The sequence below is a fragment of the Pseudoduganella sp. LjRoot289 genome, assembly GCF_964252925.1.
In the GTDB taxonomy this organism is placed as follows: domain Bacteria; phylum Pseudomonadota; class Gammaproteobacteria; order Burkholderiales; family Burkholderiaceae_D; genus Rugamonas.
In genome coordinates this window covers 1331469-1357210 of sequence record NZ_CAXUPN020000001.1, presented here as the reverse complement: position 1 = coordinate 1357210, position 25742 = coordinate 1331469, and the positions used below count along the sequence as shown (strand labels likewise).

Annotated in this window: 16 protein-coding genes; 6 read left to right on the top strand and 10 right to left on the bottom strand. The window is 66.8% G+C overall.

Features of this window, described 5'->3' with window-relative positions:
* Positions 1-50: 50 nt before the first annotated feature.
* From ACSQ8Y_RS05885 to ACSQ8Y_RS05875, 3 genes are read right to left on the bottom strand one after another with little or no spacing between them, the layout of a single operon-like run.
* The gene (locus ACSQ8Y_RS05885; RefSeq protein ID WP_436265521.1) at positions 51-1436 is read right to left on the bottom strand and encodes an MATE family efflux transporter; all 1386 of its coding nucleotides are present in this window, start codon (positions 1434-1436) and stop codon (positions 51-53) included.
* Between the two features lie 50 nt (positions 1437-1486).
* Positions 1487-2182, bottom strand: a complete 696-nt coding sequence (locus ACSQ8Y_RS05880; RefSeq protein WP_436265520.1) for a DUF6984 family protein — start codon at positions 2180-2182, stop codon at positions 1487-1489.
* A 14-nt stretch (positions 2183-2196) separates the two neighbouring features.
* Positions 2197-3492, bottom strand: a complete 1296-nt coding sequence (locus tag ACSQ8Y_RS05875; RefSeq protein WP_436265519.1) for an NAD(P)/FAD-dependent oxidoreductase — start codon at positions 3490-3492, stop codon at positions 2197-2199.
* Between the two features lie 88 nt (positions 3493-3580).
* Between ACSQ8Y_RS05875 and ACSQ8Y_RS05870 the strand changes: the two genes are divergently transcribed.
* The 3 genes from ACSQ8Y_RS05870 (at position 3581) to ACSQ8Y_RS05860 (ending at position 8985) form a co-directional block, all read left to right on the top strand.
* Positions 3581-4537, top strand: coding sequence for a LysR family transcriptional regulator (locus ACSQ8Y_RS05870; protein ID WP_436265518.1), 957 nt, complete (start codon positions 3581-3583; stop codon positions 4535-4537).
* 220 nt (positions 4538-4757) lie between these two features.
* Positions 4758-5372: a PEP-CTERM sorting domain-containing protein gene (locus ACSQ8Y_RS05865; protein WP_436265517.1), complete on the top strand. Its 615-nt coding sequence runs from the start codon at positions 4758-4760 to the stop codon at positions 5370-5372.
* A 49-nt stretch (positions 5373-5421) separates the two neighbouring features.
* Positions 5422-8985, top strand: a complete 3564-nt coding sequence (locus ACSQ8Y_RS05860) for a pectinesterase family protein (RefSeq protein WP_436265516.1) — start codon at positions 5422-5424, stop codon at positions 8983-8985.
* Positions 8986-9129: 144 nt separating this feature from the next.
* On the opposite strand, the gene ACSQ8Y_RS05855 is transcribed toward ACSQ8Y_RS05860, so the two are convergent.
* The 7 genes from ACSQ8Y_RS05855 to ACSQ8Y_RS05825 are packed head-to-tail and all read right to left on the bottom strand — an operon-like array spanning position 9130 to position 16858.
* Positions 9130-12282: an efflux RND transporter permease subunit gene (locus tag ACSQ8Y_RS05855; protein ID WP_436265515.1), complete on the bottom strand. Its 3153-nt coding sequence runs from the start codon at positions 12280-12282 to the stop codon at positions 9130-9132.
* Entirely contained in the window at positions 12279-13559 is a 1281-nt protein-coding gene (locus ACSQ8Y_RS05850; protein WP_436265514.1) for an efflux RND transporter periplasmic adaptor subunit, read from the bottom strand. Before ACSQ8Y_RS05850 ends, ACSQ8Y_RS05855 begins: the two co-directional genes overlap by 4 nt.
* Positions 13560-13579: 20 nt before the next feature.
* Positions 13580-13990: an ExbD/TolR family protein gene (locus ACSQ8Y_RS05845; protein ID WP_436265513.1), complete on the bottom strand. Its 411-nt coding sequence runs from the start codon at positions 13988-13990 to the stop codon at positions 13580-13582.
* Positions 13990-14712, bottom strand: a complete 723-nt coding sequence (locus ACSQ8Y_RS05840) for a MotA/TolQ/ExbB proton channel family protein (protein ID WP_436265512.1) — start codon at positions 14710-14712, stop codon at positions 13990-13992. Before ACSQ8Y_RS05840 ends, ACSQ8Y_RS05845 begins: the two co-directional genes overlap by 1 nt.
* 32 nt (positions 14713-14744) lie before the next feature.
* Positions 14745-15527, bottom strand: a complete 783-nt coding sequence (locus ACSQ8Y_RS05835) for an energy transducer TonB (RefSeq protein WP_436265511.1) — start codon at positions 15525-15527, stop codon at positions 14745-14747.
* Between the two features lie 29 nt (positions 15528-15556).
* Positions 15557-16393: a cytochrome b/b6 domain-containing protein gene (locus ACSQ8Y_RS05830; RefSeq protein WP_436265510.1), complete on the bottom strand. Its 837-nt coding sequence runs from the start codon at positions 16391-16393 to the stop codon at positions 15557-15559.
* Between the two features lie 15 nt (positions 16394-16408).
* On the bottom strand, positions 16409-16858 hold the full coding sequence (locus ACSQ8Y_RS05825; protein ID WP_436265509.1) for a rhodanese-like domain-containing protein: 450 nt from the start codon (positions 16856-16858) through the stop codon (positions 16409-16411).
* 274 nt (positions 16859-17132) lie between these two features.
* Between ACSQ8Y_RS05825 and ACSQ8Y_RS05820 the strand changes: the two genes are divergently transcribed.
* The 3 genes from ACSQ8Y_RS05820 (at position 17133) to ACSQ8Y_RS05810 (ending at position 25714) form a co-directional block, all read left to right on the top strand.
* Entirely contained in the window at positions 17133-20243 is a 3111-nt protein-coding gene (locus tag ACSQ8Y_RS05820; RefSeq protein WP_436265508.1) for a triple tyrosine motif-containing protein, read from the top strand.
* A 170-nt stretch (positions 20244-20413) separates the two neighbouring features.
* Complete coding sequence (locus ACSQ8Y_RS05815) at positions 20414-23200, top strand: TonB-dependent receptor (RefSeq protein ID WP_436265507.1); 2787 nt, start codon at positions 20414-20416, stop codon at positions 23198-23200.
* Between the two features lie 192 nt (positions 23201-23392).
* On the top strand, positions 23393-25714 hold the full coding sequence (locus tag ACSQ8Y_RS05810) for a DUF1549 and DUF1553 domain-containing protein (protein ID WP_436265506.1): 2322 nt from the start codon (positions 23393-23395) through the stop codon (positions 25712-25714).
* Positions 25715-25742 lie beyond the last annotated feature (28 nt).

The window sequence follows — 25742 nt, the reverse complement described above, 5'->3', positions numbered from 1 at the left end:
GGAAAAGCCGACATTGTGCCGCAATCCGCTCGTTCAAAAGTCACACAAAGTCACACGGCGCCACTTTTCGCGCGCAACCTGCGCCGCGCCGCGCGTGCGTGCGGCACCCAGGCCTGCACCGACCAGCGCCGCCACATCATCAGGCCGCGTATCCATTCGTCGGCGGCGTAGGCGATCCACAAGCCGGTAAGCCCCAGGCCGAAGTGGATGCCGAGCAGCCAGCTGCCTCCCGCCAGCACAATGGCCATGGACGCGGCACCCGCCGCCACCGGATAACGCGCATCGCCCGCCGCCCGCAGCGCGTTGATGACGACCAAGTTGAAAGTGCGGCCGACCTCCAGCAGCACCGCCAGCCAGAGCAAGCGGCTGCCGCTGGCGATGATGCCCGGGTCCTGCGTGAAAAAGCCCAGCAGCCAAGGACCGGCCAGCGCCACGCCGCCCGAAATCACGCCGCTGACCACCAGCCCACGTCCGAGCGCCCCTCGCACCAGGCCATGCGCCGCGCGCAGTTCGCCCGCCCCTATCATGTGGCCGACCATGATCTCGACCGCGAACGCCGTGGCGAGGCTGAACATCACCACCACGCCGCCGACCTGGTGGACATACGCCATCGTGGCCAGCGGCTGCGCGCCCAGCAAGCCGGCCACAGCCATGCTGGCCATGAAGGCCAGACGCCACGCGATATTCTCGGCGGCGGCCGGTATGCCGATGTGCAGCACCGCCGCCAGTTCGGCGCGCCGCAATCGCCACCAGTCCCCGGCGACGGGATGGATATTCAGATGGCTGCGCCACAGCATCAGGTGCAGCGCCAGGCCGAGCACGCGGCTGACCAGCAGCGCCGCGGCGAAGCCGGACAAGCCCATGGCGGGCAGCGGGCCCCAGCCGTGCATCAGCGGCACCGCCAGCAACAGATGACTCAGGTGCATGGCCACCAGCACCACCAGCGTGTCGCGCGTGCGCAGGTGGGCGCGCATCACGCTCGCCATCGAAGCGTTCCAGGCGTCGAACAGCATGGCCATGCCCAGCATCTGCAGGAGAGGCGCGGCCAGCGGCAGCACTTCGGCCGGCGCGTGCATGACACGCAGCAGCCAGCCGGCGCCGGCCAGGCACAATAGCGCGGTCAGCGCGCCCAGCCACGTGCTCGCGCCCAGCATGGCAAGCGCCACCTTGTCGGCCATGTCGCGCCGGCCGCCGCCCAGGTTCTGCGTGATGACCACGCCGATGCCGGAGCCGACGATACGGAACAGCATGAACAGCGTGACCGAGATATTGTTGGCGATGGCGAAAGCCGCGCCGTGGGTATCGGACAAACGCGCCGCCAGAGCCGTGCCGACCACGCCCGCCACGACGGCGAGGAACAGTTCGATCAGGAGCGGCCAGGCGAGCGTGAAAATATGGGGACGGGGAACGGCGATGGGTGCAGAAGCGGAAGTCATGCCGCCATGATAGCCATTTTCGGCATTCATCGCGCGTCAAATATTACCGTTCACACGCTTTCCACAGGCGCCAACTGGTCTGGCGAAGGGTAGGTTCGCAGGGGCGAGAAGTCTGCCTTCCAAAAATCGAGCTCGTAGAGGTCCCCGAGATCGTCAAGGTTAAGCGCAATGAAAACCGGGACGCCATCGGCATCCGCATATCGGGCCTCGGCCACGCATTGGCCAAACCCATGGGCGCCGCCGGAAGGTGATATGAACCGGACGCTGCCCATGCCGCCATCATTCATATCTACGACCCGGCGGTTCAGCAACTGCGTCTGGGCGGAACAGCCGGCCATGTCGAGCAAGCGAACAAGCACCTTCTGCTCATCCGGCCGAAGAGCCCTTCCCGATAGTCGTGATTCGTCCAACATTGATCGATCCATCCAAGAATTGGTATGCCGCATAGTCCAGAAACAATTCGCCGACCAGAACACGCCCACAATTAAGCCCGCTGACCAGGTAACGCTGGCGGTGCACAATGTCCGCAACAATCGCCGACCGAACGACTGCCCGGTCCAAACCGGCAGCATCGCAATGACGGAACGCATGCGACCGTTGAGCAGCCGTTCGTCCGAAACATACCCGTTCGCCAAGTCCTGCGCCCATATATTATGCTCCGCTTTCAGCTGCGGGCGTGACTCGCGCGCGCAGGTGGAGCGGACATTGTCGCGGGAATGGCCAGCGATCGCTCGAAATCCGGCCATTCCCTTGCGCTAGCTCAATGCAGCTTGATCGACGGCGAGATCCGCTTGCGCAGCCAGTCTGCCACGATGACGGCGGCGGCGCGGACGAAGCCGTGCAGCGCCATCAGGTGCTTCTGGTACATCAGGCCGTACAGGACGTTGGCCAGCGCGCCGCTCACCGGCAGTTGCCTGCCCACCGATCCGCCCAGCAGCACGCCGACCGCAGCCACGGGGCCGAGCGACACCAGCGAGCCGTAGTCGCGGTAGCTGAACTCCGGCAGCGGCTTGCCTTCGCGCCGGCTCAGCGCCGCAGCCAGGAACACGGCCTGCTGATGCGCCACTTGCGCGCGCGGCGGCGCCGCGCCCTTGACCGGGCAGACGAAGCTGGCGCAGTCGCCGATGGCAAACACGTTCGCATCGTCCACCGACTGCAGCGACGCCTTGACCATGATCTGGCGCATGCGGCTCAGCGGCAGGCCCAGCGTGGTGCAGATGGCCGGTCCCATCACGCCGGCCGCCCACAAGGTCAGGCTGGCCGGGCGCGTCGTCTCGGGGCCGTCGCCCTCGGTCACGTGCACGCAGTCCGCGTCCACCTGTGTCACGCCGGTGCCGTTGCGGATCTCGATGCCGCGCGAAACCAGATAGGCCTCGGCGCGCGCCGACTGCTCCGGCGGCAGATGCGGCAGCAAACGGCTGCCGCGCTCCAGTATCGTGATGCGCACGTCGCGCGCCGGATCGAGCGTGTGTATCTTGTACTTGGCCAGCGCCCGCGCGCTGTAGCCCAGTTCCGCCGCCAGCTCCACGCCGGTGGCGCCGCCGCCCACGATCACGATATTGACCTTGCTGTCCCCGCCTTCGCTGGCCCGCACGCAGGCGCCGAAGAAGCGGCGGTAGAAGCTCTTCGCCTCGCGCACATTGTCCAGCGTGCAGACATTGTCGGCCGCGCCGGGCACGCCGTAGAAGTTGGTCACCGCGCCCAGCGCCAGCACCAGCGTGCTGTAGCCCAGGCTGCGCACCGCCGGCGCTTCGCCGATGTCGTCCGACAAGCACGGCGCCAGTTCCAGCGTTTGGCCTGCACGGTCAACGGAGCGCAGCTCCGCGTGCATGAAGGTAAAGCCATGTTCGGCCGCCTGCGCCGAGTACTCGATCTGGAACACCTGCGGATCGCGTTTGCCGGAGGCAACCGTGTGCAGCAAGGGTTTCCAGAAATGCGTGGGCGAACGGTCGACCAGTATCACCCGCGCGCGGCCCTTGCGGCCCATGGAATCTCCAAGCCGGGTTGCCAGTTCGAGGCCGCCTGCGCCTCCGCCTACGATAACGATGGTTTTCATGATTTTTCCCTCCTTCTGACTGTTAATATAGTCGCATCAAAAGGAAAACAAAAATTACTTATTTCTACTGATTGATAAGGAATAGCTTATGTATCACGCGAGTTTCCGCCAGCTCCAGGCGCTGGTCCTGGTGGGCCGGCATGAAAGCGTTTCACGCGCGGCCGAGGAAATGCATGTTACGCAGCCGGCCATCTCGGCGCAGCTGCGCGCACTCGAAGAAGTTGCAGGCACCGCCCTCACCCGCAAATCCGGCCGCAACATCCAGCTCACGGCGGCTGGCGAAGTGCTGCTGCAATTTTCCGAACGCATATTGCAGCTGTGGGAACAGGCCAGCGACGAACTGGGCGAGCTGCACGGCGTGAGCAGCGGCACCTTGCGCATCGGCGCGGTGGTGACGGCCGAGCACCTGCTGCCGTCCATGCTGGTGAAGTTCACCACCGAGCGGCCCAATGTGCGCATGAAGCTCAACGTCGGCAACCGCAGCGAGATCGTGGCCATGCTGTCGCGCAAGGAAATCGACCTGGCCATCATGGGCACGCCGCCGCGCGAGTTCCGCATCCACGCCACGCGTTTCGCCCACCATCCCATGGCCTTCATCGCCAGCCCGAAACATGCGCTGATGAAAAAGAAGCGCGTCGCGCTGGACGACGTGGTGCAGGCCAACCTGCTGGTGCGTGAACGCGGTTCGGGCACCCGTACCACGGTCGAGCGCGTATTCAAGGAGGCCGGACAAACGCTGCACTTCGGCTCCGAAGTGTCGAGCAACGAGGCGATCAAGAGCATGGTGGCGGCGGGCCTGGGCGTGGGCTTCGTTTCCGTGCACGCCTGCGCGCTGGAGTTCGAGGCCGGCCTGCTCGACATCCTGCCGATGAAGGAAAGCCCGGTCGAGGGCGACTGGCACGTGATGCACCTGGTGGACCAGCCGCTCCCCCGCATCGCCGCCGCCTTCCAGGACTTCATGGTCACGTCGGGCCAGGAACTGATCGGCGCCGAGCTCGAGTCGTTCTACCGCAAGCACACGAAATTGCGCCGTCCAGCAAGGTGAAAAGTTGCTTAAAAGAATGTCAAATATCTCGCTTGAATTATTGGTCAGGCCAAAGTAGAATCGGTTGACCAGAAGTAGAATGCAATATGCAAGTCACTCCACGCTTAGACCTCGGCTGCCAGCCCTCGTCGACGCGGCATCGGACACGCGAGGTGTCTCCACAGTGACCGGCCGGGCCGGACGCTGATTCTTTTCCGCTGTCCCACCACCTGGAGCACATATGAAATCAAGAATACGGGAGACACTGGCGCGCGCTGCGATCATGGCCGCCACGACCATGGGCGTCGCAGCTGCAGCTGCGGGAGGCGCGCACGCCACCACGCTGCCGCTGCAAGACGCCAGCATCACCGCCACCTATAACGGCTCCGCCGCCATGCTGGGCTTCGACAATGGCTACAGCGTCTCGGCCGGCGGCAACACCACCAAGCTCGATCCGGACGCCATCACGGCGGAATTCCTCAGCGCCGACGCCGTGTTCGGTTTCGATTTCGGCGCCGACGGCAGCCTGTCCATCTACAACAACAGCGGTTTCGCGGTCGCTCCCGGCGACTACCGCTTCCGCTTCGATTTCACCAGCCTGGCCAGCCCGATCACCTCCTTCAAGCTGCTGGACGCCAGCGCTGTCGGCGGCCTGCCCCTGTTTTCGATACTGGACGGCGGCCGCGCGCTCGGAGTGGACCTGAGCGCACTCACCTGGAGCGGCGACTTCCTGCCGGTTACCGCCAGCATCGAAGCGGCGCAGGCGGGCGCGGTGCCCGAGCCGGGCACGATGTCGGTGCTGCTGGCCGGCGTGGGTGCCATCGCCCTGGTCCGCCGCCGCAAACCGCGCGCATAGCGCTGCAAATCAGCAATTCCATATCCGAGTCCTGCACCAGGAGCACAAAATGAGACACTTCCGTTTCAAGGCCGCGCTTTGCCTTGCGACGCTGCTCGCCGCCAGCGGCGCCAGCATCCACGCAAACAGCGCCGCCATCGACCCGGCCCGCCAGGTCGCGCCAGCCGACGGCTGGGCAAGCCAGGCCGGCGGCACCGCCGGCGGTTCGGCCGCCATCGGCAGCTATATCTACACCGTCACCAACCGCACGCAACTGCTCGCGGCCCTCAACAACGGCGGCAGCAATGCCAAGATCATCAAGCTGGTCGGCACGGTGGACATGAGCGAGGGCGTGCCCTACGCTAACACCGGCGACCAGGCCGCGCGCGGCGCGATCCGCCTCAAGCCCAACACCACCCTGATCGGCGACGGCACCAACGCCGGCATCGTCAATGGCCACATCCAGGTCACCAACATCTCCCAGGTCATCATCCGCAACCTGAAAATCGTCAGCCCGTGCGACGTCGGCCCGATCTGGGACCCGAACGACGGCGACACCGGCAACTGGAACTCTGCCTACGACAGCATCGCCGTTTCCGGTTCGGACCACGTGTGGGTCGACCATGTCACCTTCACCGACGTTCCCGTCACCGACAACCTGCTGCCGATTGAAAACGGCATGATCAAGCAGTGCCACGACGGCTCGCTGGACATCACCAACGCCTCGGACTACGTGACGGCCTCCTACAACGTCTTCACGATGCACCACAAGAACAATCTGATCGGTTCCAGCGACAGTGCCACCGCCGACGAAGGCAAGCTGCGCATCACCTTCAGCAACAACATCTTCCGCGACGTCACCAGCCGCTCGCCGCGTGTGCGCTACGGCCAGGTCCACCTGTTCAACAATTACTTCGTGGGCAGCAAGAGCGAGCCCCTCTACGGCTACGAGTACAGCGTGGGCGCCGGCTACAACTCGAAGATCCTCTCGAACGGCAATATGTTCGAGATCGCAGGAACGACAAGCTGCTCGCAAGTGGTGAAGAATCCGGGCGGCACCGCCACCGGCACCTTCAAGGACACCGGCTCGCTGCTGAACGGCGCCCCGCTGGCCGGCTGCACCGTATCGAACCTGGTCAGCTGGACCCCGCCGTACGCCTTCAGCGTGCGCCCGACGGCGCTGGTGAAAGCCAACGTGCTGGCGCAGGCCGGCGGCGGCAAGCTGGCCACGACCATCACCGGCACCGGCGACGTCACCGTCGATCCGGGCGTCACGCTGACTTGCCCGGCCACCGGCCTGTATTTCTGCGACGACTTCCAGAACGGCAGCAGCGACAATTGGGACTTGCTGCCGCTGGCAGGCCCGAACGGCACCTTCAGCGTCAAGGCTGAAAACGTGGGTGCCACCAACAAGGTGCTGCAGTACACGGCGGCCACCACCGGCGGCGTGCTCGCGCTGATCAAGTCCAGCGCCATGACGGCCGTGCCGAGCGGCGATTACTTCGTCGAAGCGCGCATCAAGCCGCTGACCAACGGCACCACGGGCAACAAGCAGATCTTCCTGATCACGCGCTACCTGAACGCCACCAACTGGTACGGCGGCGGCCTGAATGTGCAGAGCTCCACCGCCAACACCCAGGTTGAAATCGCCAAGATGCTGAACAACGTCCTGACCCGGCCCAAGCAGGTGAAGAAGCCGATCGCGTTGGACACGCAGTTCTACACCATCCGCTTCGAGATGATAGGCAGCAGCCTGACCATCTACCTGGACGGCGAATCGCTGGGTACCATCACCGACGCGGCCTTCAGCGCCCGCGGCCTGGTCGGCCTGTACACCGCCAACAAGTCCTTCCAGATCGACGACGTGCGCATCGGCGACCCTAGCCTGAAGCCTTCGCAGCTCACGCTCAACCCCTTCGTCTCGAGCTATGCGGCCGAAGCGGGCGACGCGCCGCTGCAGTTCGCTGTCACCGCCGCCAAGCCGGACGGCACGCAGGACGAATACCTGGCCAGCTCCAGCAATCCGGCCGTGGTCGCCGTCGGCATCAGCGGCGGCACGCTGACGCTGACGCCCGTGGGTCCCGGCACCGCCGCCATCACCGTTGTCAGCGGTTCCGACCCTACGCTCAAGCGCAGCATCGCCGCCACCATCGCGCCGCAGTTCGTCCAGCCGACCCAGACCTATCCGCTGACCGGGCTGGCCAGCCCCGCCGCGCTGCAGGACGGCGTCAACGTCGATGCGGCCCTGCGCCTGACCTTCGATAGCCCCCCTGCGCTGGGCACCGGCGGCACCATCCGCATCCTGCGCAAGTCCGACGACGCGCTGATGGACGTCATCAAGCTGAGCGGCGAGACCGATGAACTGGGCTACGCCGGCCAGACCGCGATCCGCAAGGTCAACACCTCCCCGATCACCATCAGCGGCAACACGCTGACCGTGCGGCCGCACAGCAACCGCCTCGCCTACGGCGCGGAATACTATGTGGCCATCGCCAACGGCACCATCGTCGGCACCCTGGGCGGCACCCCGTTCGTCGGCATCGGCAAGCTTGGCGGCTGGAGCTTCGCCACCCGCGCCGCCGCGCCGGCCGTATCGGCCAGCCTCACCGTGGCTGCCGACGGCAGCGGCGACTTCAGCACCGTGCAGGGCGCGCTGAACTTCGCGATGAAGGAACTGGACAAGGCGGCGCCGGTCACCATCGTCGTGAAAAACGGCACCTACCAGGAACTGCTCTACCTGCGCGGCAAGGACAACGTGACCATCCAGGGCGAGAGCCGCGACGGCGCGGTGATCCAATACACCAACAACGAGACGCTGAACACCGGTTCCGGCGCCAGCCAGGCTCCGGGAGGCAGCGCCACGGCGGCCGGCGGACGTTCCGTGCTGCTGGTGGAGACGGCCGACATGCTGCGCCTGGACACGCTGACGGTCCGCAACACCACGCTGCGCTCCGCGTCCATCTCGGGGCAGGCTGAAGCCATGTACTTCAACAGCGACGCCGGGCGCCTGGTCGCCACCAACGCCAGCTTCCTCAGCGAGCAGGACACGCTGAACCTGAAAGGCTGGTCGTGGTTCCATCATTCCCTGGTCGCGGGCAATGTCGACTTCATCTGGGGCGGCAGCCGCGCGGCGCTGTTCGAGGAAAGCGAAATCCGTTCGGTGGGCGACACCACCAGCGCCACCGCCGGCGGCTACATCCTGCAGGCGCGCGTACCGAACGCCACGGACAAGGGCTACGTCTTCCTGAACAGCAGCCTGACGCACGGCGCCGGTCCCGGCCCGCTGCACGGCGACGTGCCGAACGGCGCAACCTACCTGGCGCGCAGCTCCGGCGTCGCCACCGTGTGGGACAACATCGCCTTCGTCAACTGCAAGATGGACACGCACGTCGCGGCGGCAGGATGGGCTGGCCTGGGCGTGAACAACCAGCCGGCGCCGAATCCTGGCACGGCGACCGCTGCCAGCGGCTGGCGCGAATACGGCAGCACCGACATGGCGGGCAATGCGCTGAACCTGGCTGCGCGCGTCGGCGGCTTCCAGCTCAGCGCAGGCGACGTGGCCGCAGGCTACGCCACCCGCGCCCTGGTGTTCAGCGCCTTCAACAACGGCACCGGCTGGAATCCGCAGCCCTGATCGTCATCCCCGCGACGATCACCAGTTGCCCCCTGCCGTCCCCGCCTGCGCCTCGTCATCCCCGCGCAGGCGGGGATCCATACTGGGCGGACATGGAGGCTCAGCATGGGTCCGCCCGTGCGCGGGGACGGCACAGCCAGCTAACTACCCCGTCTTCCGTTCCGGTGGCGCCGCAACCAGCGTCACCGGCGCAACGGTCGCCATATGTGCCGCCAGCTCCTGATCCGTCATCGGCCCCGTGCCGCTGTAGCGGTCCAGCGCCAGATAGATCACCGGCGTGATGTACAGCGTCACCACCTGCGAAAACACCAGACCTCCCACCACCACCAGCCCCAGCGGTTGCCGCAGTTCCGCGCCCGCGCCCAGGCCGAAAGCCAGCGGCAAGGCCCCCATCAGCGCCGCCAGCGTCGTCATCATGATGGGCCGGAAGCGCTGCAGGCAGGCCGCGCGTATCGCCTCCTCCGGCGCCACGCGCTGCGTGCGCTGCGCGTGCAGCGCGAAGTCTATCATCATGATCGCGTTCTTCTTCACGATACCGATCAGCATCAGGATGCCAATCGTGGCGATCAGCGTCAGGTCCATGCCGCACAGGCGCAAGGTCAGCAAGGCGCCCACCGCCGCCGAAGGTAGCCCCGCCAGGATGGTCAGCGGGTGGATGTAGCTCTCGTACAACACCACCAGCAGCACATAGATGGCCACCAGCGCCACGCCGATCAGCAACAGCTGGCCCGATTGCGTGTCCTGGAACACGGCCGCCTCGCCGCCGTACTTGGTCATCACCGAGGCCGGCAGCTGGATGTCGCGCCCTATCTGCGCGATGCGCTCCGTGGCCACGCCCAGCGGCACATCGGCCGCCAGGTTGAAGGACAGCGTAATCGCCTGCAGCTGCCCCTGGTGGTTGACCGCCGTCGGACCCACCGTACGCTTGACGGAGGCGATGCTCGACAGTTGCACCAGCGCGCCGCCGTCGCCGCGCACGCCCACCTTGCCCAGCGATTCCTGGTACTGCTTGTCCCCCGCCTCCATCAGCACCGGGTAGCTGGCGCTCGGCGCGTAGATGGTCGATATCTGCCGCTCGCCGAACGCCAGGAACAGCGCGCTGCGCACATCCGCCATGCGCACCCCCAGGCCGTTGGCCTTGTCGCGGTCCAGCTCCAGGCTGGCCTGCAAGCCCTTGTTCTGCGTGTCGCTGGTGACGTCGCGGAAAATCGGATCGGCGCGCATGCCCTGCAACAGCTTCTCGGCCCATCCTTCCAGCGCGTCCGGGCTGACGCTTTGCAGCGTGTACTGGTAGCGGCTCTTGCTGCTGCGGCCACCCAGCTGCAGGTTCTGCTGGGGACTCAGGTACACCGCGATGCCCGGCACCGTGCGCGCGTCGCGCCGCAGCGAGTCCACCACCACGGACAGCTTCCCGCGCTCGCCCTTGGGCTTGAGCGCCATCACCATGCGTCCACTGGAGGCGCTGTTGCCGCCGCCCGGGCCACCCGGCCCGGTAAACGACAGCACCGTCAGCACGTTGGGGTTGGCGCGGAATTTTTCCGCCACCTTGTCCTGCAAGGCCTGCAGCGCCTGCGGCGACACGTCCTCGGAGGCCTCGGTGATGACGCGGATGCGGCCCAGGTCCTCCTCCGGGAAGAAGCCCTTGGGACTATCCAGGTACAGCACCACCGTCAGCACCAGGCTGCCCAGCGCCGCCAGCAGCACCAGCCCGCGCCGGCGCAAGCTCCAGTCGAGCGTGCGCTGGTAGCCGCGCGCCAGGCCGGAGAATCCGGACTCGAACACCCGCCCCAGCCGCCCGCCTTCCACCCGGTCCGGCTTTTGCGCGGGCAGCAAACGGCTCGCCAGCATGGGCACCACCGTCAGCGACACCACGGCGGACACCAGCACCGCCAGCGACACGACCACCGCGAACTCGCGGAACAGCAGGCCGATCACGCCCGGCATGAAGAAGATGGGGATGAACACGGCGACCAGTGAAATGGAAATCGAGACGATGGTGAAACCCATCTCGCGCGCGCCGACCAGCGCCGCCTTCATCGGCGAGGCGCCGCGCTCGGTGTGGTGCACGATATTTTCGAGCACGACGATGGCGTCGTCCACCACCAGCCCCACCGCCAGCGTGATCCCCAGCAGCGACACATTGTTCAGGCTGTAGCCCAGCCACTGGAACAGCACCATGGCGCCCAGCAAGGACAAGGGCAAGGTCACCGCCGGGATCAGGGTGGCGGCGGCGCGGCGCAGGAACAGGAAGATCACCAGCACCACCAGCACCACGGTCAGCGCCAGCGTGATGTTCACGTCATGGATGGCGTCGCGGATGGATAGCGAACTGTCGCCGCTGAGCGTCAGCGTGATCGACGACGGCAACTGTGCCTGCAAGCGGGGCAGCAGCTGGCGCACCGCGTCCACCACCTTCACCGTGTTGGCGTTGGGCTGCCGCTGCACCTGCAGCACGACGGAACTGGCGCCGTTGAAATTGGCGCTGGTGCGCACCGACTGGTAGCTGTCCTCCACCGCGGCCACTTCCTTCAGCCGCACCGGCAAACCGTTGCGGGTGGCGATAATGAGTTCGCTGAACTGCGCGGCGCGCATCAGCTTGGCGTCCGCCTGTATCGTCATCAGCTGCTGCGGCCCTTCGATGACGCCCAGCGGCGAGTTGGCGTTGGCGGCCCGCACGGCCGCCGCCAGCTCCTCCAGCGTCATGTTGCGCGCGGCCAGGCGCTCGAGGTTGGCCTTCACGCGCACGGCAAAGCGCTTTTGGCCATTCACGTTCACCTGCGCCACGCCTTCCAGCGTAGCCAGGCTGGGCGCCATCAGGTTTTCCGCGTAGTCGTTCAGCTCGGCCAGGCTGAGGGACGGCGAATTGAGCACCACGAACACGGTCGGGCCGTCGGCCGGATTGGTCTTGCGGTAGGACGGCAGCTCCGTCATCTCCTGCGGCAGCGCGCGCTGCGCCCGCAGCAGCGCGGCCTGCACGTCCAGCGCGGCCACGTTGATGTCGACGCCGGGATCGAATTCCAGCGTCAGCGACGTGGCGCCGGAGGCGCTGCTGGAGGTGATCAGGCTCAGGCCGCCGATGGTGGAAAACTGTTTTTCCAGCGGCAGCGCCACCGACGACGCCATCGCCTCCGGGCTGGCGCCCGGCAATTCGGCGTTGACGTTGATGACGGGCGTGTTATAGCTCGGCAGCGCGGCGATCGGCAGCTTGAGGCAGGCCAGCACGCCCGCCGCCACCAGCGTCAACGACAGCGCCACCACCAGCGCCGGACGGCGTATGCATAATTCCGAGAGATTCATCGAACGCGCTCCGCGCCTGCATCGGCATCCGGCACCGCAGCGACGGCGTCCACGGTTTCGGCCCCGCGCGCCACTTTCACCTTGACGCCGGGCCGCAGGTTCTGCTTGCCCTCGACGATGACACGCTCGCCCGCATCGAGCCCGCTCACTGCCGCCAGAGCGCCGAAGGTGTGCAGCACGTTGACCGGCCTGGCTTGCGCCAGCTGCCCGCCATCCACCGCGTATACGCGCGAGCCGCTGGCGCCGGTGACGATGGCGGCCAGCGGCACCACCACCGCCGAGCGCAGCCTGCCAAGGGTGACCGTCGTCTGCACATACTGCCCCGGCCACAGCTGCGCGGCGGCGTTGGCGAATTGCGCCTTGGCGCGTATGGTGCCGGCCACGGAGTCGACCGCGCTGTCGATGAAACTGAGCTTGCCGCGCAGGGTACGCGCCGGCTCCGGCAGCGTTGCGCTGACTTCGGCAGTGCCGTCGCGCTGTCCTTGCAACAGCCCCGCCAGGCCGCTCTCGGGCACCGTGAAGCTGATCCCGATCGGGTCCATCTGCGTGACCGACGCCAGCACGGCATTCACCTGCACGGTGCTGCCTGGATAGACGTTGATGGAGCCGATGCGTCCCGCCGACGGCGCCCGCAAACTGCTGTAGCTCAGTTCCACACCGGCCGAGCGCAGCGCCGCCTGGTCGGCCTGCACTTGCGCGCGCTGCCCTTCCACCTGCGTCTGCAAGGCCTCGGCTGCGCTGGGCGAAATGAAGCGCTGCGCAGCCAGTTCCTGGCTGCGTTTGTACTGGCGCTCAAGGTCGGCCAGCGCCGCCTCGTTGCGCAGAAGCCGCGCGCGCGCCTGGTCTACCAGGGCGCGCTCGGCCCGGTCGTCCAGCGAAAACAGCAAGGCGCCGGCCGCCACAGTCTGGCCTTCCGTCACATGCACCTGGCGCACCAGCCGGCTCACATGCGGCCGTATCTCGACGCTGCTGAGCGGTACGACAGTGCCGTTGGCCTGCACCTGGATCGCCACGTCCCGCCGCTGCGCCGCTGCAACGCTCACCAGCGGAACAGCGCCGGCCCGGCCCGCAGGCGTCGGTGCGGTCCCCGGCGCGGCGCCCTGCCCGGTGCCCTTTGCGCTGCCCTGCGTACTATCTTGATTACTCCCCGGTCTGCCGTCCATCCACTCCGGCACCGCTGCCCGCGCCAGCCAGAAGTAGGCGCCCGCCGCCAGGAAAGCCGCGAAAGCCCCGGTTGCCAGCGCTGCGGTGCGCCGGCCCTTGTTCTTATTGGTCATGAAGTTCCCCGCGCCGCTCCTCAGCCGCCCGGCTCCGTCAGCACGGACAACTTGCTGACGCCGGAGCGCTGTATATTGGCGATCACCTTGGCCACGGCACGGTAAGGCACGCCCGCGTCGGCCTGCAGGCTGAGCGCAAGTTCCGGATCGCGCCGCACCAGTTCGCGCAGGTCATGCTCCAGCGCTGCCGCGTCGACCTCCTGCTTGTCGATGAAGATGCGGTTCTCGCCGTCCACGCTGACCGTGACGCTCTTGCTCTGCGTCGGCGGCGCCGTGGTGGCGGTCTTCGGCAAATTGATGCGCACCGCGTTATTGAGCAGCGGCGCCGTCAGGATGAACACCACCAGCAACACCAGCATCACATCCACCAGCGGGGTGATGTTGATCTCGCTGACCACGTCGCTACTGTCCCTGCCGGTCGAGAAGGCCATTATGCGTATGCTCCCGCTGGTGCGGCGGCCGGGCGGATGGGGCTTGCGCCCGTGCCCTTGCCCGCCGGTTTGGCGACGCGGAAGCCGTTCTTCTGCGCCAGGTTCACAAAGTCGGTCGCGTAGTTATCCAGCTCGGCGGCCGACACCTTCAGGCGCCGCACATAGAAGTTATAGGCCAGCACCGCAGGCACCGCCACCGCGATGCCTACCCCGGTCGCCACCAGCGCCTCGCCTATCGGTCCCGCCACCACGTCGATGCTGGCCGAACCGCTCTGGCCGATGGCCCCCAGCGCGTGGATGATGCCGAACACGGTGCCGAACAGGCCGACGAACGGCGCCGTGCTGCCGATGGAAGCGAGCACCGCCAGCCCGCTCTCCTGCGACTGGTACTCCTTCTGGATCTGCTGGCGCAAATAGCGCTCCAGCAGTTCCTGCCTGTCCCAGCTGTGTTCCAGGTCGCTGCCGGCGTCGGCGTCGCCGACGTACAGCGCTTCGAAGCCGACTTCGGCCAGGCGTGCCTTGGGGCTGGCGCCGCTGGCCAGCGAGGCTGCCGCGTCGAGCGAGCTGGCGCTCCAGAAGGCCTTGCCGAAGGCTTTGTCTCGCTTGCTCAGGCGCCAGTGCTGCACGCCCTTGGCGACGATCAGCACCCAGGTGACGACGGAAAACAGCACCAATGCGTACAGGGCGCCTTGCACAATGAGTTCGAGGTAGTTGGTAGACATGGATAGCGCTCTCGTTAAACAGGATTAAGGAATCAGGAAAGTTTGAAATTCAGCGGCACCTTGACCCAGCCGTCTATCGGCGTCTGGCCGCGCTTCGCGGGGTCGAAGGTCCAGCCCTGCACCACCTTGACGGCGGCATCGTCGAGTATCTTGTGGCCGCTCGATTTATCGACCGTGACAACGGCGGCGCGGCCGGACGCCAGCACCTGCACCTTCAGAATCACCTGGCCCTGAAGGCCACGGTCCTGCGCCAGGGCCGGATATTCGGGCGGCGGATTGTTGCGGTAGCCGGCGAAGCCGCGCGGCTCGGTCACAGGTTCCGGCGGCGGAGGCGCGGGCGGCGCCGCCACCGGGGCCGGAACCGGCGGAGGCGGCGCGGTGGCCACTTGCACCGTATCCGCCGTCGGCGGGCCGTTGTCGACTGTCCGGCTCACCACCGGCACCTGTGGCGCGGCACGCACGGGGACCACCTTCGCGACCTGCGGCTGCGGCTTGGGCGGCTCCGGCGGCGGCGGCGGTGGCGGCGGCGCGAATTCAAGCGCCAACGGCTCGGTTTTCACCGGCAGCGGCTCGACCGGCCCCACCTGGTGCAGCGCCGCGATCACGGCCGCGTGCAGCAGCAAGGTGGCGCCGGCCAGCGCCGCCAGGCCTGCCTTGTTGCGCAATCCCGCCGCTTGCAAATCGGTGCGCACGGCGCTCGCCGTGGGCTGCGGCACAGCCTTCGCCGGCACCGCGCGCGGCGCCGGGCGGGCACTGCGCCGCACCGCGGCGCGGCGCGGGGAATAATTGATGCTGTCAAAAGTCAGTGTCGTCATGATGTCGCCTTTCTTACGCTAGATACTTTCTAGAATCCCGCACCGCTGGCGTAGTACGTCGCCAGCCCTGCTATGGCAAGCCCCGCAGCAAGCGCGGGCCAGCCTGCGCGGACGCCATGGCCGCCGGCCGTACCGGGCACTTCCTTCCATCCCGTGACCATAGGCTTGACCAGGTTGGTCTTGCGCACGGCCAGGTAAGCCAGCACCGCCGCCACATGCAAGGCCATGAATCCCAGCAGCACGTAGGCCAACTGCTGGTGCAGGCCGGTGAGCCGCAGCGAAGTCGATTCCTCGACCAGCCTGGCCAGCGGACCGGCGAAGGAAATCTCGTCGTTGCCGAGCAGGCCGGTCACGGCCTGCGCCGCCAGCAGCACCAGCAAGGCGAACACCGACAGCGCGCCCACCGGATTGTGGCCGTGGCCCTGCCAGCTGCCGCTGAAATAGGCGCGCAGGCGGGCTGGCGTCGGAGCGAAGTTGAGGAAGCGCGCATGCGCGGAACCGGCCACGCCCCACACCAAGCGGAACGCCACCAGCCCGACGATGGCGAGGCCCGCGTAGCCGTGCACCGGCATCAGATCGCCGCCGATCAGGCCCGTGCCCACCGCCACGCTCACCGCCAGCACCAGCGACCAGTGGAACAGCCGCGTCGGCAGGTCCCATACACGGATGCGTTTAAGCGGCAGGCCAGAACGCAGTTCTTGCACGGCGGCGCTGGCGCCGGCACCGCTGCTGGCGCTTGCCCTGGGGTTGGCCCTGGTGTCGGTCCTGGTGTCGATCCTGACGTCGCCCCCTGTTCTGGCCCCTGTTCTTGACCCTGTGCTGGCTCCTGTTCCGGCCCCTGTTTTGGCGCTGATGCTGGTGCTCATGCGCTGTCCTCCCGCTTACTGCGCGGCGGCCACGGCGGCGGGCTGGCGCGGTGGCGGCGGCGCGACGCGGGTGATCTTGCCGCCCTGCGCTTCGTAGTCTTCGGAGCCGGCCGCGCCGGCAACCTTGTAGCCTTTGCTGGTCAGCAGGTCGCCCACTTCGCCTGCGCGGTAGGCATGATTGGACACGGTGATGATGGCGCGGTCCTTCGGTATGAAGGCCAGGTTCTGCCCAACCTCCTTCGCCTGCACGTTGAGGTAGACGGGGAAGCTGCCTTTCGCGGTCAGCTCGTCCGGGCGGCGCACGTCGATCACGAGCAGCTGCTCCGGCTTGGCGAGCAGCGCGTCGACTTCCGCGCGCGCAAGCTGCCTGGTCTTGTAAGTCCACGGTTTCGGTGCTTGCTGCGCAAAGGCTGCCGATGCGGAAATCGCCAGTACCAGGGTCAATACGGTTTTCAATGGTTTCATGGTTCGCCTTCATGGTGGATGGATCTTCTCTGCCATGGGGGATCGCAACTATCGTGCCAGAGCCTGCGGGACCTACTCCCTTGGACAATGGCGCCCGTCGTTAAAGGAGGAAGCGGCTTTCGGCGTCCCCGGCCGGGGCAGTCCCGGCAGGCGCCGCCCTGCTGGCGTACCACCAATTCCCGAAACACCCTGTTGCGCAGCCAACAGCCGCCGCGTTGCCGCGCACGCGCGATTCAGGTATAAACAAATAAATGCGAAACGTTCAATTGCGTCCATGAAGACCACACTGACAACCATCCGCTCCTGCAAACTGGCCACCCTGATCGCGGCGGCAACGCTGTGTGCGGCGGGTCCAGCCGCCGCCTTGAACCCGCGTACCCGGCTGGAAGACTTCAACCACACCATCTGGACCACGCGGGACGGCGCCCCGCCGGGCATCCAGTCCATGGCGCAAACGCCCGACGGCTGGCTGTGGCTTTCCACGCCGGCAGGCCTGTACCGCTTCGATGGCGTGCGATTCGAACGCTTCCGCCCGCGCGGCGGCGACATGCCGCGCCAGCGCGTCTTCGGGCTGGCGGCCCGAGCCAACGGCGACCTCTACGTCAGCTACATGGGCGGCGGCGTCTCGGTCATACACAAGAACGGCGAACTGGAGCAAATCGCCCCGCTGGACTCGCCCAACGGCATCGCATCCACCTTCGCCGTCGACAGCGATGGCAGCCTCTGGACTGCCGGCCCGGGCGGCGTCCACCAGTACGCGAAGGGCAAATGGCGCCAGGCCGGCCCGCAGGCAGGCCTGCCCGCCACGCTGGCCCGGACGGTACTGATGGACCAGTATGGCCAGCTGTGGGTCTCCACCGAAACGGAACTGTTCGTACGCAGACAGCCGGGCGCGCGATTCGATCAAGTCCCCTTCGACGGCGTCAATGGCCGCCTCACCCAGTCGCCGGACGGCCGCCTGTGGATGGCTGCGGCGGACGGCGTGCGGCTGATACCCAATCCGGCTGCCGCGGCGAACGGCGCCGGCAAACCGCGCGCGGCCTTTTTCAACCAGTCCGAATCGCGCGTGGGCGGACAATTCGACCGCGACGGCAACCTGTGGTCCATCGGCAGCCCATCGGGCCTCAGCCTGATGTCGGCTGCGGCCCAGCGCCCGGACGCGGTGCTGGACCCGGCCGCGCAGGCCAGCGGAAAACTCGACCAGCCATGGCAGATGTCCTCGCTGGTCGCCAGCGGCGTGCTGGAAGACATGGAGGGCAACGTCTGGATCTCCACCCAGGCCGGCCTGGAGCGCTTCCGCGAAAACAAGATCATCCCGGCCCACGTCCCCGGCGCGAACGAAACCTTCAGCATGGCGCGCGGCGCCGACGACAGCGTATGGATGGTCGACCAGGTCACCGCCACCGCTTGGCACTTCAGCGGCGCGGCAGCCCCGGTGGCGGACCGCCGGCAGGCCTACCGCCGCGTGGCCAACGACCGCGACGGCGCGCTGCTGCTGGCCGGCCCGCGCACTATCGAGCGCCGCTACCAGGGCCAAGTCACACAGATCCCCCTGCCGCGCGCGCCGGACGGCAAGGAAATCGATATCAATGTGCTGGGCATGCTGGACGACGGCGCGGTGCTGTGGGTGGCAACCGCCCAATTCGGCATGCTGGGCCTGGTGGACGGGACATGGCGGCCGCGCAGCAGCTTCAACCTTCCGCCACGCCTTTACGTCGGCGCGGCCGCCGGCAAGGGCCAGATGTGGCTAACCTGTCCGGACGGCTCGATCCAGTTCTACGACAACGGCAAGCTCACGCCATACGACGGCAGCATGGTCGGCTTCTTCACCGGCATATTCACCGGCGCCGACATCGTGGCGGGCGGTGAAAAGGGACTGGCGGTGCTGCTGAACGGCAGCTTCCGCAAACTGAACGCGCCCCATCCCGAAGTGCTGAACGGCGTCAGCGGGATGGCCGTAACGGCGGAGGGGGACCGCTGGTTCAATGGCGGCAAGGGCCTGGTCCGCGTTCGGGCGGACGACTGGCGCGCAGCCATGGCCCGTCCCGACCTGCCGCTGCGGCTGGAGCTGATCGATGCGCTGGAAGGCTATCCGGGCCAGGCCGCGGTCAGCAGCCGCCTGGCCAGCATCCTCGCCTCCGCCGACGGCAAGCTGTGGATCATGACCACCGAAGGCCCCGTCACACTGGACCCAAACCAGCTGCGCCGCAACGCGGTGCCGCCGCAGACGAACATCAGGCACGTCAGCGCCGGCGGCAAGGACTACCCGCCCCTGCCCGGCCTGCGGCTGCCGCCGGCTACACAAAGCCTGAGCGTGGCGTTCACCGCGGCGGCGCTGGGCAAACCCGAAAGGGTGGCTTTCCAGTACCAGCTGGCCGGCGTCGACGCCGGCTGGCAAGACGCGGGCGCGCGCCGCGAGGCCTACTACACCAACGTGGAACCCGGCGCCTACACCTTCAAAGTGCGCGCCATGAACGAAGACGGCCTGGCCGGCACGGAGGAGACCGCGCTGCGCTTCAATATCGCGCCGACTTTCCAGCAAACGCTGTGGTTCAAGGCCCTGTGCCTGTTCGTTGGGGCCGGCGCGCTCTACCTGCTCTACATATACAGGCTGCGCGCGGCCACGGCCAAAGTGGCGGAGCGGCTGCAGGTGCGCATGGCCGAACGCGAACGCATTGCGCGCACCCTGCACGACACCTTCCTGCAAAACGTGCAGGGCATCGTGCTGCGGCTGGAAGGCCTGTCCATGGAGCTGCCGGGCGACAGCGGCGCGCGCGGCAAACTGGCCTCCATCCTCGAACACGCGGACAGCACCATCGTCGAAGGGCGCGACCAGGTGCACGAACTGCGCAGCGGCCACGTGGGCGATGTCGCCGACTCGATCCAGCGCGCCACCCGGCTGCAGCAGGAAAACAACCCCGGCACAGCGCTCAGCCTGCAGGTGGAGGGCGCGCGGGCCGAGCTTCAGGCGCAGGTGGCCGAAGAGGTCTGCTCGATCGCAACGGAAGCGGTCAACAACGCCTTCCGCCACGCGCACGGCAGCAAGATAGAGGTTCGCCTCGGTTTCGACACGGTGGCCTTCACGCTCACGGTGACGGACAACGGCAAAGGCATGCCCCCTCCGGCGCAGGAGGGCCAGGATGGCCAGGCCGGCCACGAGGCTGAGGATGGCCGGTCCGTCAAACATTGGGGCCTGCTCGGCATGCGCGAGCGCGCCGGCCGCATCGGCGGGAAACTGGACATTGACGGCAACGCGAACGGCGGCACCCGCGTCAAGCTGTCCGTTCCGGCAGCCCTGGCCTATACGGGAGCGCGCCGACGCTGGCCGCGCTGGCTGGCCATCAGGACGGCCCGGAACGCCACGCGTCCGTCCCCGCCCGGCTAAGCTGACCGGCTGAGCTGACCGGATTGCAGCAGCGGCGGGCGCAAGCGGGCCGCGCCCCTGCTGCTGCTGCAACAGCGGGAAACCGCAAACCCAGCACCCATGCGGGCTTGTGCGTTGGTACGCAACTTGCTGAAAGTAGGCTTTCTTCCTTGTTTTCAGAAAGCCCGGCAATGACTCAACACATACACGCAGCCTACCGCCCCGCCCTTCCTTTCCGCCTGTCCCCGATTGCAGCGACCCTGGCCGGCATTGCCTTGCTGGCCAGCGCGCCGCTGCACGCGGCCGATCCAACAGTCTCCGAACTGCAGGCCGAAATCGCGCGCCTGAAGCAGATCATCGCGGCGCAGAACCCGGCATCCGCAGCGCCAGCGGCACCGCCAGCCGCACCGGCGCCGGCATCGGCATCGGCCGCAGAGCCGGCGCAGGAAGAATCGCAAACCCTGGGCGAAGTGACGGTGCGCAGCCGCAACCGCCTGGAACGCCTGCAGGACGTGCCGCTGTCGGTATCCGTCGTCACCGGCAAGGAACTCGACCGGCTGCAGGCGACCGACATCAAGTCGCTGACGCAGCGCGCCGCCAACGTGTCCTGGAACCAGGGCAACCAGCGCACCGCCAGCCTGTCGATACGTGGCGTCGGCAAGCAGGGCCAGACCGAGGCCCAGGACCCGAGCGTGGGCCTGATCGTCGACGGCGTGAACTACGCCTACAACGCGCTCTCGTCCAGCTACGACTTCACCGACGTCGACGCGGTGGAAGTGACGCGCGGCCCGCAAGGCACGCTGCTGGGCAAGAACACCAGCGTGGGCGTGGTCAACGTCACCACCCGCCGGCCCGCCTTCACGCCGGACGCGTCGTACTCGCTGACCATAGGCCAGCAGGACACCGTGCTGGGGCGCTTCGCCGCCGGCGGCCCCATCGTGGATGGCCTGCTGGCCTACCGCGCGTCGCTCAGCGTGAGCAAGGGCGAAGGCGACATCAAGAACGCCTACAACAAGGACATCACCTACACCAATAAGGACCGCGTGTCCGGCCGCCTGCAATTCCTGCTGACACCGGATCCATCGTTCAGCGCGCGCATCGCGCTCGACGCCCAGCCGCGCGGCGGCGAAACCTACAACGGCCGCACCATCAATACGCCAACGCCGGCGAAATACGCGAACGGCACCGACACCAACCTGTCCACGGACGTCTCCACCCGCCTGGCGCGGCGCTGGTTCACGCAGCAAAGCGGCTACAGCTACCAGGACGATTTCCTCTACGGCGGCGGCCGCAACGTCGTCAACAACGACAACCAGCGCCCGCTCGTCACCGGCAGCAACGGCGCGTCGGCTGAGCTGAACTGGTATCTGGGCACGCACAACATCACCTCCATCACGGCCTACAAGGACTATCACTTCAACGCCACCAATGACGAGGGCACGCCGTTCGACGTGCACCGCAACGCCGGCGGCTTCTGGAATGACTACCGCCAGGTGAGCCAGGAACTGCGCCTGAGTTCCGCGCCGGGCGGTTTCGTCGACTACCAGACCGGCATCTTCCTGATGAAGGTGGACAACCAGGCCGACTACCGCCGCGAATGGGGCAACGACGCCGGCGCCTGGTACGCCAACCGCGACCAGTACAACCGCCTGGACGCCAACGCCGCGGGCCGCTACCTGCTGCAAAACTCGCTGGACCGCCTGCAGATGTCCTTCAACTCGCCGGCCGGCGTGCAGGACATCCGCAACAAGAGCGCCGCTATCTTCGCGCAGGCCAACTGGCACCTGTCCGAACCGCTGACCCTGACCACCGGCATCCGCGCCACGCACGAGAACCGCAAGAACAAGGGCCACTCGCTGGTCAACAACTACGGCAACGCGGCCGAGCTGAATCCGGTCAGCGTGAACGGCGTGCAGTTCGGGGGCTTCAGCTCGGACAGCCTGGGCCAGCTGCGCGCCGGCAACAGCGCCGCGCAGCTCGGCGTCGCCGACGCCGCGGCCAATAAATACTTCGGAGCGCCCGCCGGCGCGGTGCCCGGCAGCGCCTATGCCGGCCTGACCGACGCCCAGAAACGCCAGGTGGCCGACGCGAAGGCCATCCGCCTGTCGCAGGTCGGCGTCGTCTTCAACGACACCGAGGCCGCGCCGTTCAAGGATACGCTGCCCGCCTTCGTGCTCAGTCCCTCCTACAAATTCAGCAAGGACCTGACGGGCTACGCCTCCTGGCAGTACGGAGAGAAAGCAGGCATCTCGCAGCTCACCAACGGCGTGTCGAACCTGGTCCGCAAGGAGAAGACCAACGCTTTCGAGACCGGCCTCAAATCCGCGCTGTTCGAGCGCCAGTTGCTGATCAACGCCAACCTGTTCCTGATGAACATCAAGGACTACCAGCAGGCCGTGCGCGTGCTGGACGTCTACACCACGGGCCTGAACAACGACGGCCAGAATTACTTCACCACCGCCACCGGCAACGTGCCCAAGGTGCAGGCCAAGGGCCTGGAGGTCGACGGCGCCTACAACGGCATCAAAAACGTCACGCTGCGCTTCGCCGGCGCCTACACGGACGCAAAGTACAAGGAGTTCAAGAACTCGGCCCAGCCGGTGGAGAACGGTTTTACGGGCGCGGCGCCTTACCGCGACGTAAGCGGCGAGCAGCTGCCCGGCGCGTCCAAGGTCACCCTCAACCTGGGCGCCGACTACCGCGTGCCGGTGTGGGGCAACAAGGAGTTCCACGCCAGCTTCAACACCGCATACAACAGCCGCTACAACTCGGACAACACCTTGTCCAGCTACGGCTGGATAGGCGCGTCCAGCATCACCGACCTGGCTATCGGCCTGGGCACGCGCAGCCAGTCTTTCGACGTCAGCCTGCTGGTGAAGAACGCCTTCGGCAACGACGCGCCGCTCACGCGCACCTGGAACACCTACACCCCCGCCGTGCCGCGCTGGCTGGGCGTGGTCGTCAGCGGCAAGCTCTAAGGCTGATGCTGGCGTAGCAGCGCTGGTTGGCGTGTGTACGCCAGCCAGCAGGCCACGCGCCGCGGGCCCTAATCCGCGCCCGCAGATCCCTTTCAAATCAAACACTTGCAAGTGTCGGGCGAAACGCGCGGGCTTGGCACGGTAGTTGCCAATACAAGCTTGAACATCGCCACATTCAACAGGAGCCCGTCAATGAAATTGAAGACCATATCGATCGCCGTGCTGTTATTCACCTCCGCCGCGCTGACCGTCGCGGCGGACGACAAGACCGCCGCCCCGGATCCAAAAGCCTCCGCCACCGCATCCTCGGCGCCAGCCAAGGCCTGGGCCTACAGCCAGGTGCAGCGCCCGGCCGAGCCGGCGGTAAAGCAGAAGGCCTGGGTGCGCACGCCCATCGATGCATTCGTGCTGGCCAAGCTGGAGGCGCAGGGCTTGAAGCCATCGCCCGACGCCGACCGCGCCACCTTCATCCGCCGCGCCACATTGGACGCCTGGGGCCTGATCCCCTCGCCCGAGGAAGTGCAGGCCTTCGTGGGCGACCGCTCGCCGGACGCCTACGAGAAGCTGGCCGACCGCCTGCTGTCGTCGCCGCACTACGGCGAGCGCCAGGCGCGCCGCTGGCTGGACCTGGCGCGCTACGCCGACAGCGCCGGTTTCCAGAACGACCAGACCCGCCCCAACAACTACCGCTACCGCGACTACGTGATCAACGTGTTCAACTCGGACAAGCCATTCGACCGCTTCATCAAGGAGCAACTGGCGGGCGACGAGCTGTGGCCGGACAGCCAGGAAGCCAAGGTCGCCACCGGCTTCCTGGCCGGCTACCCGGACAACTACAACTCGCGCGACCTGGTCCAGCGCAAATACCAGATCGCCACCGACATGACCGACATGGTCGGCGAAACCTTCCTGGCCGCCACAGTGGGCTGCGCGCGCTGCCACAACCACAAGGCGGACCGCGTCAGCCAGAAGGAATACTTCCAGCTGCAGGCCTTCTTCGCCAACACCAGCTTCGACGACAAGGTTCCCGCCGCCAAGGGCGAGGCCGAACTCGCGTACGAGAAGCAGATGGCCGTCTATCGTGAAGCGACCAAGGATATCCGCGCCAAACAGAAGGCCATCCTCGATACCGTGCGCGACGTGGGCGTGAAGTACCACAAGGAGCGCTACCTGACCGACAGCCGCGAAGCCATCTTCAAGCCCGAAAAGGACTGGACGGCGATGGACCGCTGGGTCAATTTCCGGCTGAAATCCGTCAGCACCGAGCAGGACGTGGTGCTGTACCTGCGCCTGAGCGCCGAGGACAAGGATAGCGCCGACTACAAGCCTGAAAACGTCGAGAAGTACAAGCAGTACCAGAAACTCACTGCCGACCTACGCAAGTTCGACAAGCTGCGCCCTGAAAAAGGCAGCCTGAACCTGACCGCAGCCACCGAACTGGGCCACGCCGACTCGCCCCCCACCCAGGTGCGCTTCGGCGGCGTGCACGAGCGTCCGCTGGAGGAAGTGCAGCCCGGCCTGCCCGCCCTGTGGGCCGGCAACGCCAAGCCCGAGATCGTAGCGACCGCGAACTCCTCGGGCCGCCGCACCGCGCTGGCCAACTGGCTGGCCAGCACGAACAATCCGCTGACGGCGCGCGTCTTCGTCAACCGCGTATGGGGCCAGTACTTCGCCAACGGCATCGTCGCCACGGTGGCCGATTTCGGGCGCGCCGGCCAGAAACCCACGCACCCCGAACTGCTGGACTACCTGGCGGCCGATTTCATGGAAAAAGGCTGGAGCGTCAAGAAGCTGCACCGCCAGATCTTGCTGTCGAGCGTCTACCGCCAGTCCTCGTCCGAGCGCAGCGACGTGCTGAAAGCGGATCCGGACAACAAGCTGCTGGCGGTCTACCCGCGCAAGCGCCTGGAAGCGGAACAGATCCGCGACTCGCTGCTGGCCGCGTCGGGCCAGCTCGAGGACAAGATCGGCGGCCCTGCCGTGTTCCCGCCGGTGCCGTCGAACTTCAGCGCCGGCCAGTTGTGGACGCCGTCGGCCGATCCGCACGAGACCAACCGCCGCAGCGTGTACGTGTTCGTGCGCCGCAGCGTGCCCTACCCGCTGACGCAGAGCTTCGACCCGGCCGATCCTTCGCAGGCCCACCACAAGCGCAGCGTCACGACCACGCCGCTGCAGGCCCTCACCTTGTTCAACAGCGACGTGGTGTTCGGCTGGTCGCAGGCGCTGGCCGGCCGCGTGATCCGCGAAGCGGGCAAGGATGAAACCGCGCAGCTGAACCGCCTGTACGAAATCCTGTTCGCACGTACCCCCAGCAAAACCGAACGGGTGGCCCTGAAGGACTTCCTCGACAAGCAGGAAAAGATCATCCAGGCCAAGACCAGCGACGGCAAATTCGCCGTGGCGGTGCCGACGGGCTTGAAACAGAGCCAGCAGATCAACCCCGTGCGGGCGGCCGCGCTGGTGGACCTGGTGCACACCGTGGCCAACTCGAACGACTTCGCCTACCGCTTCTGATCCGACCCATCACACTACTAACTAGAAG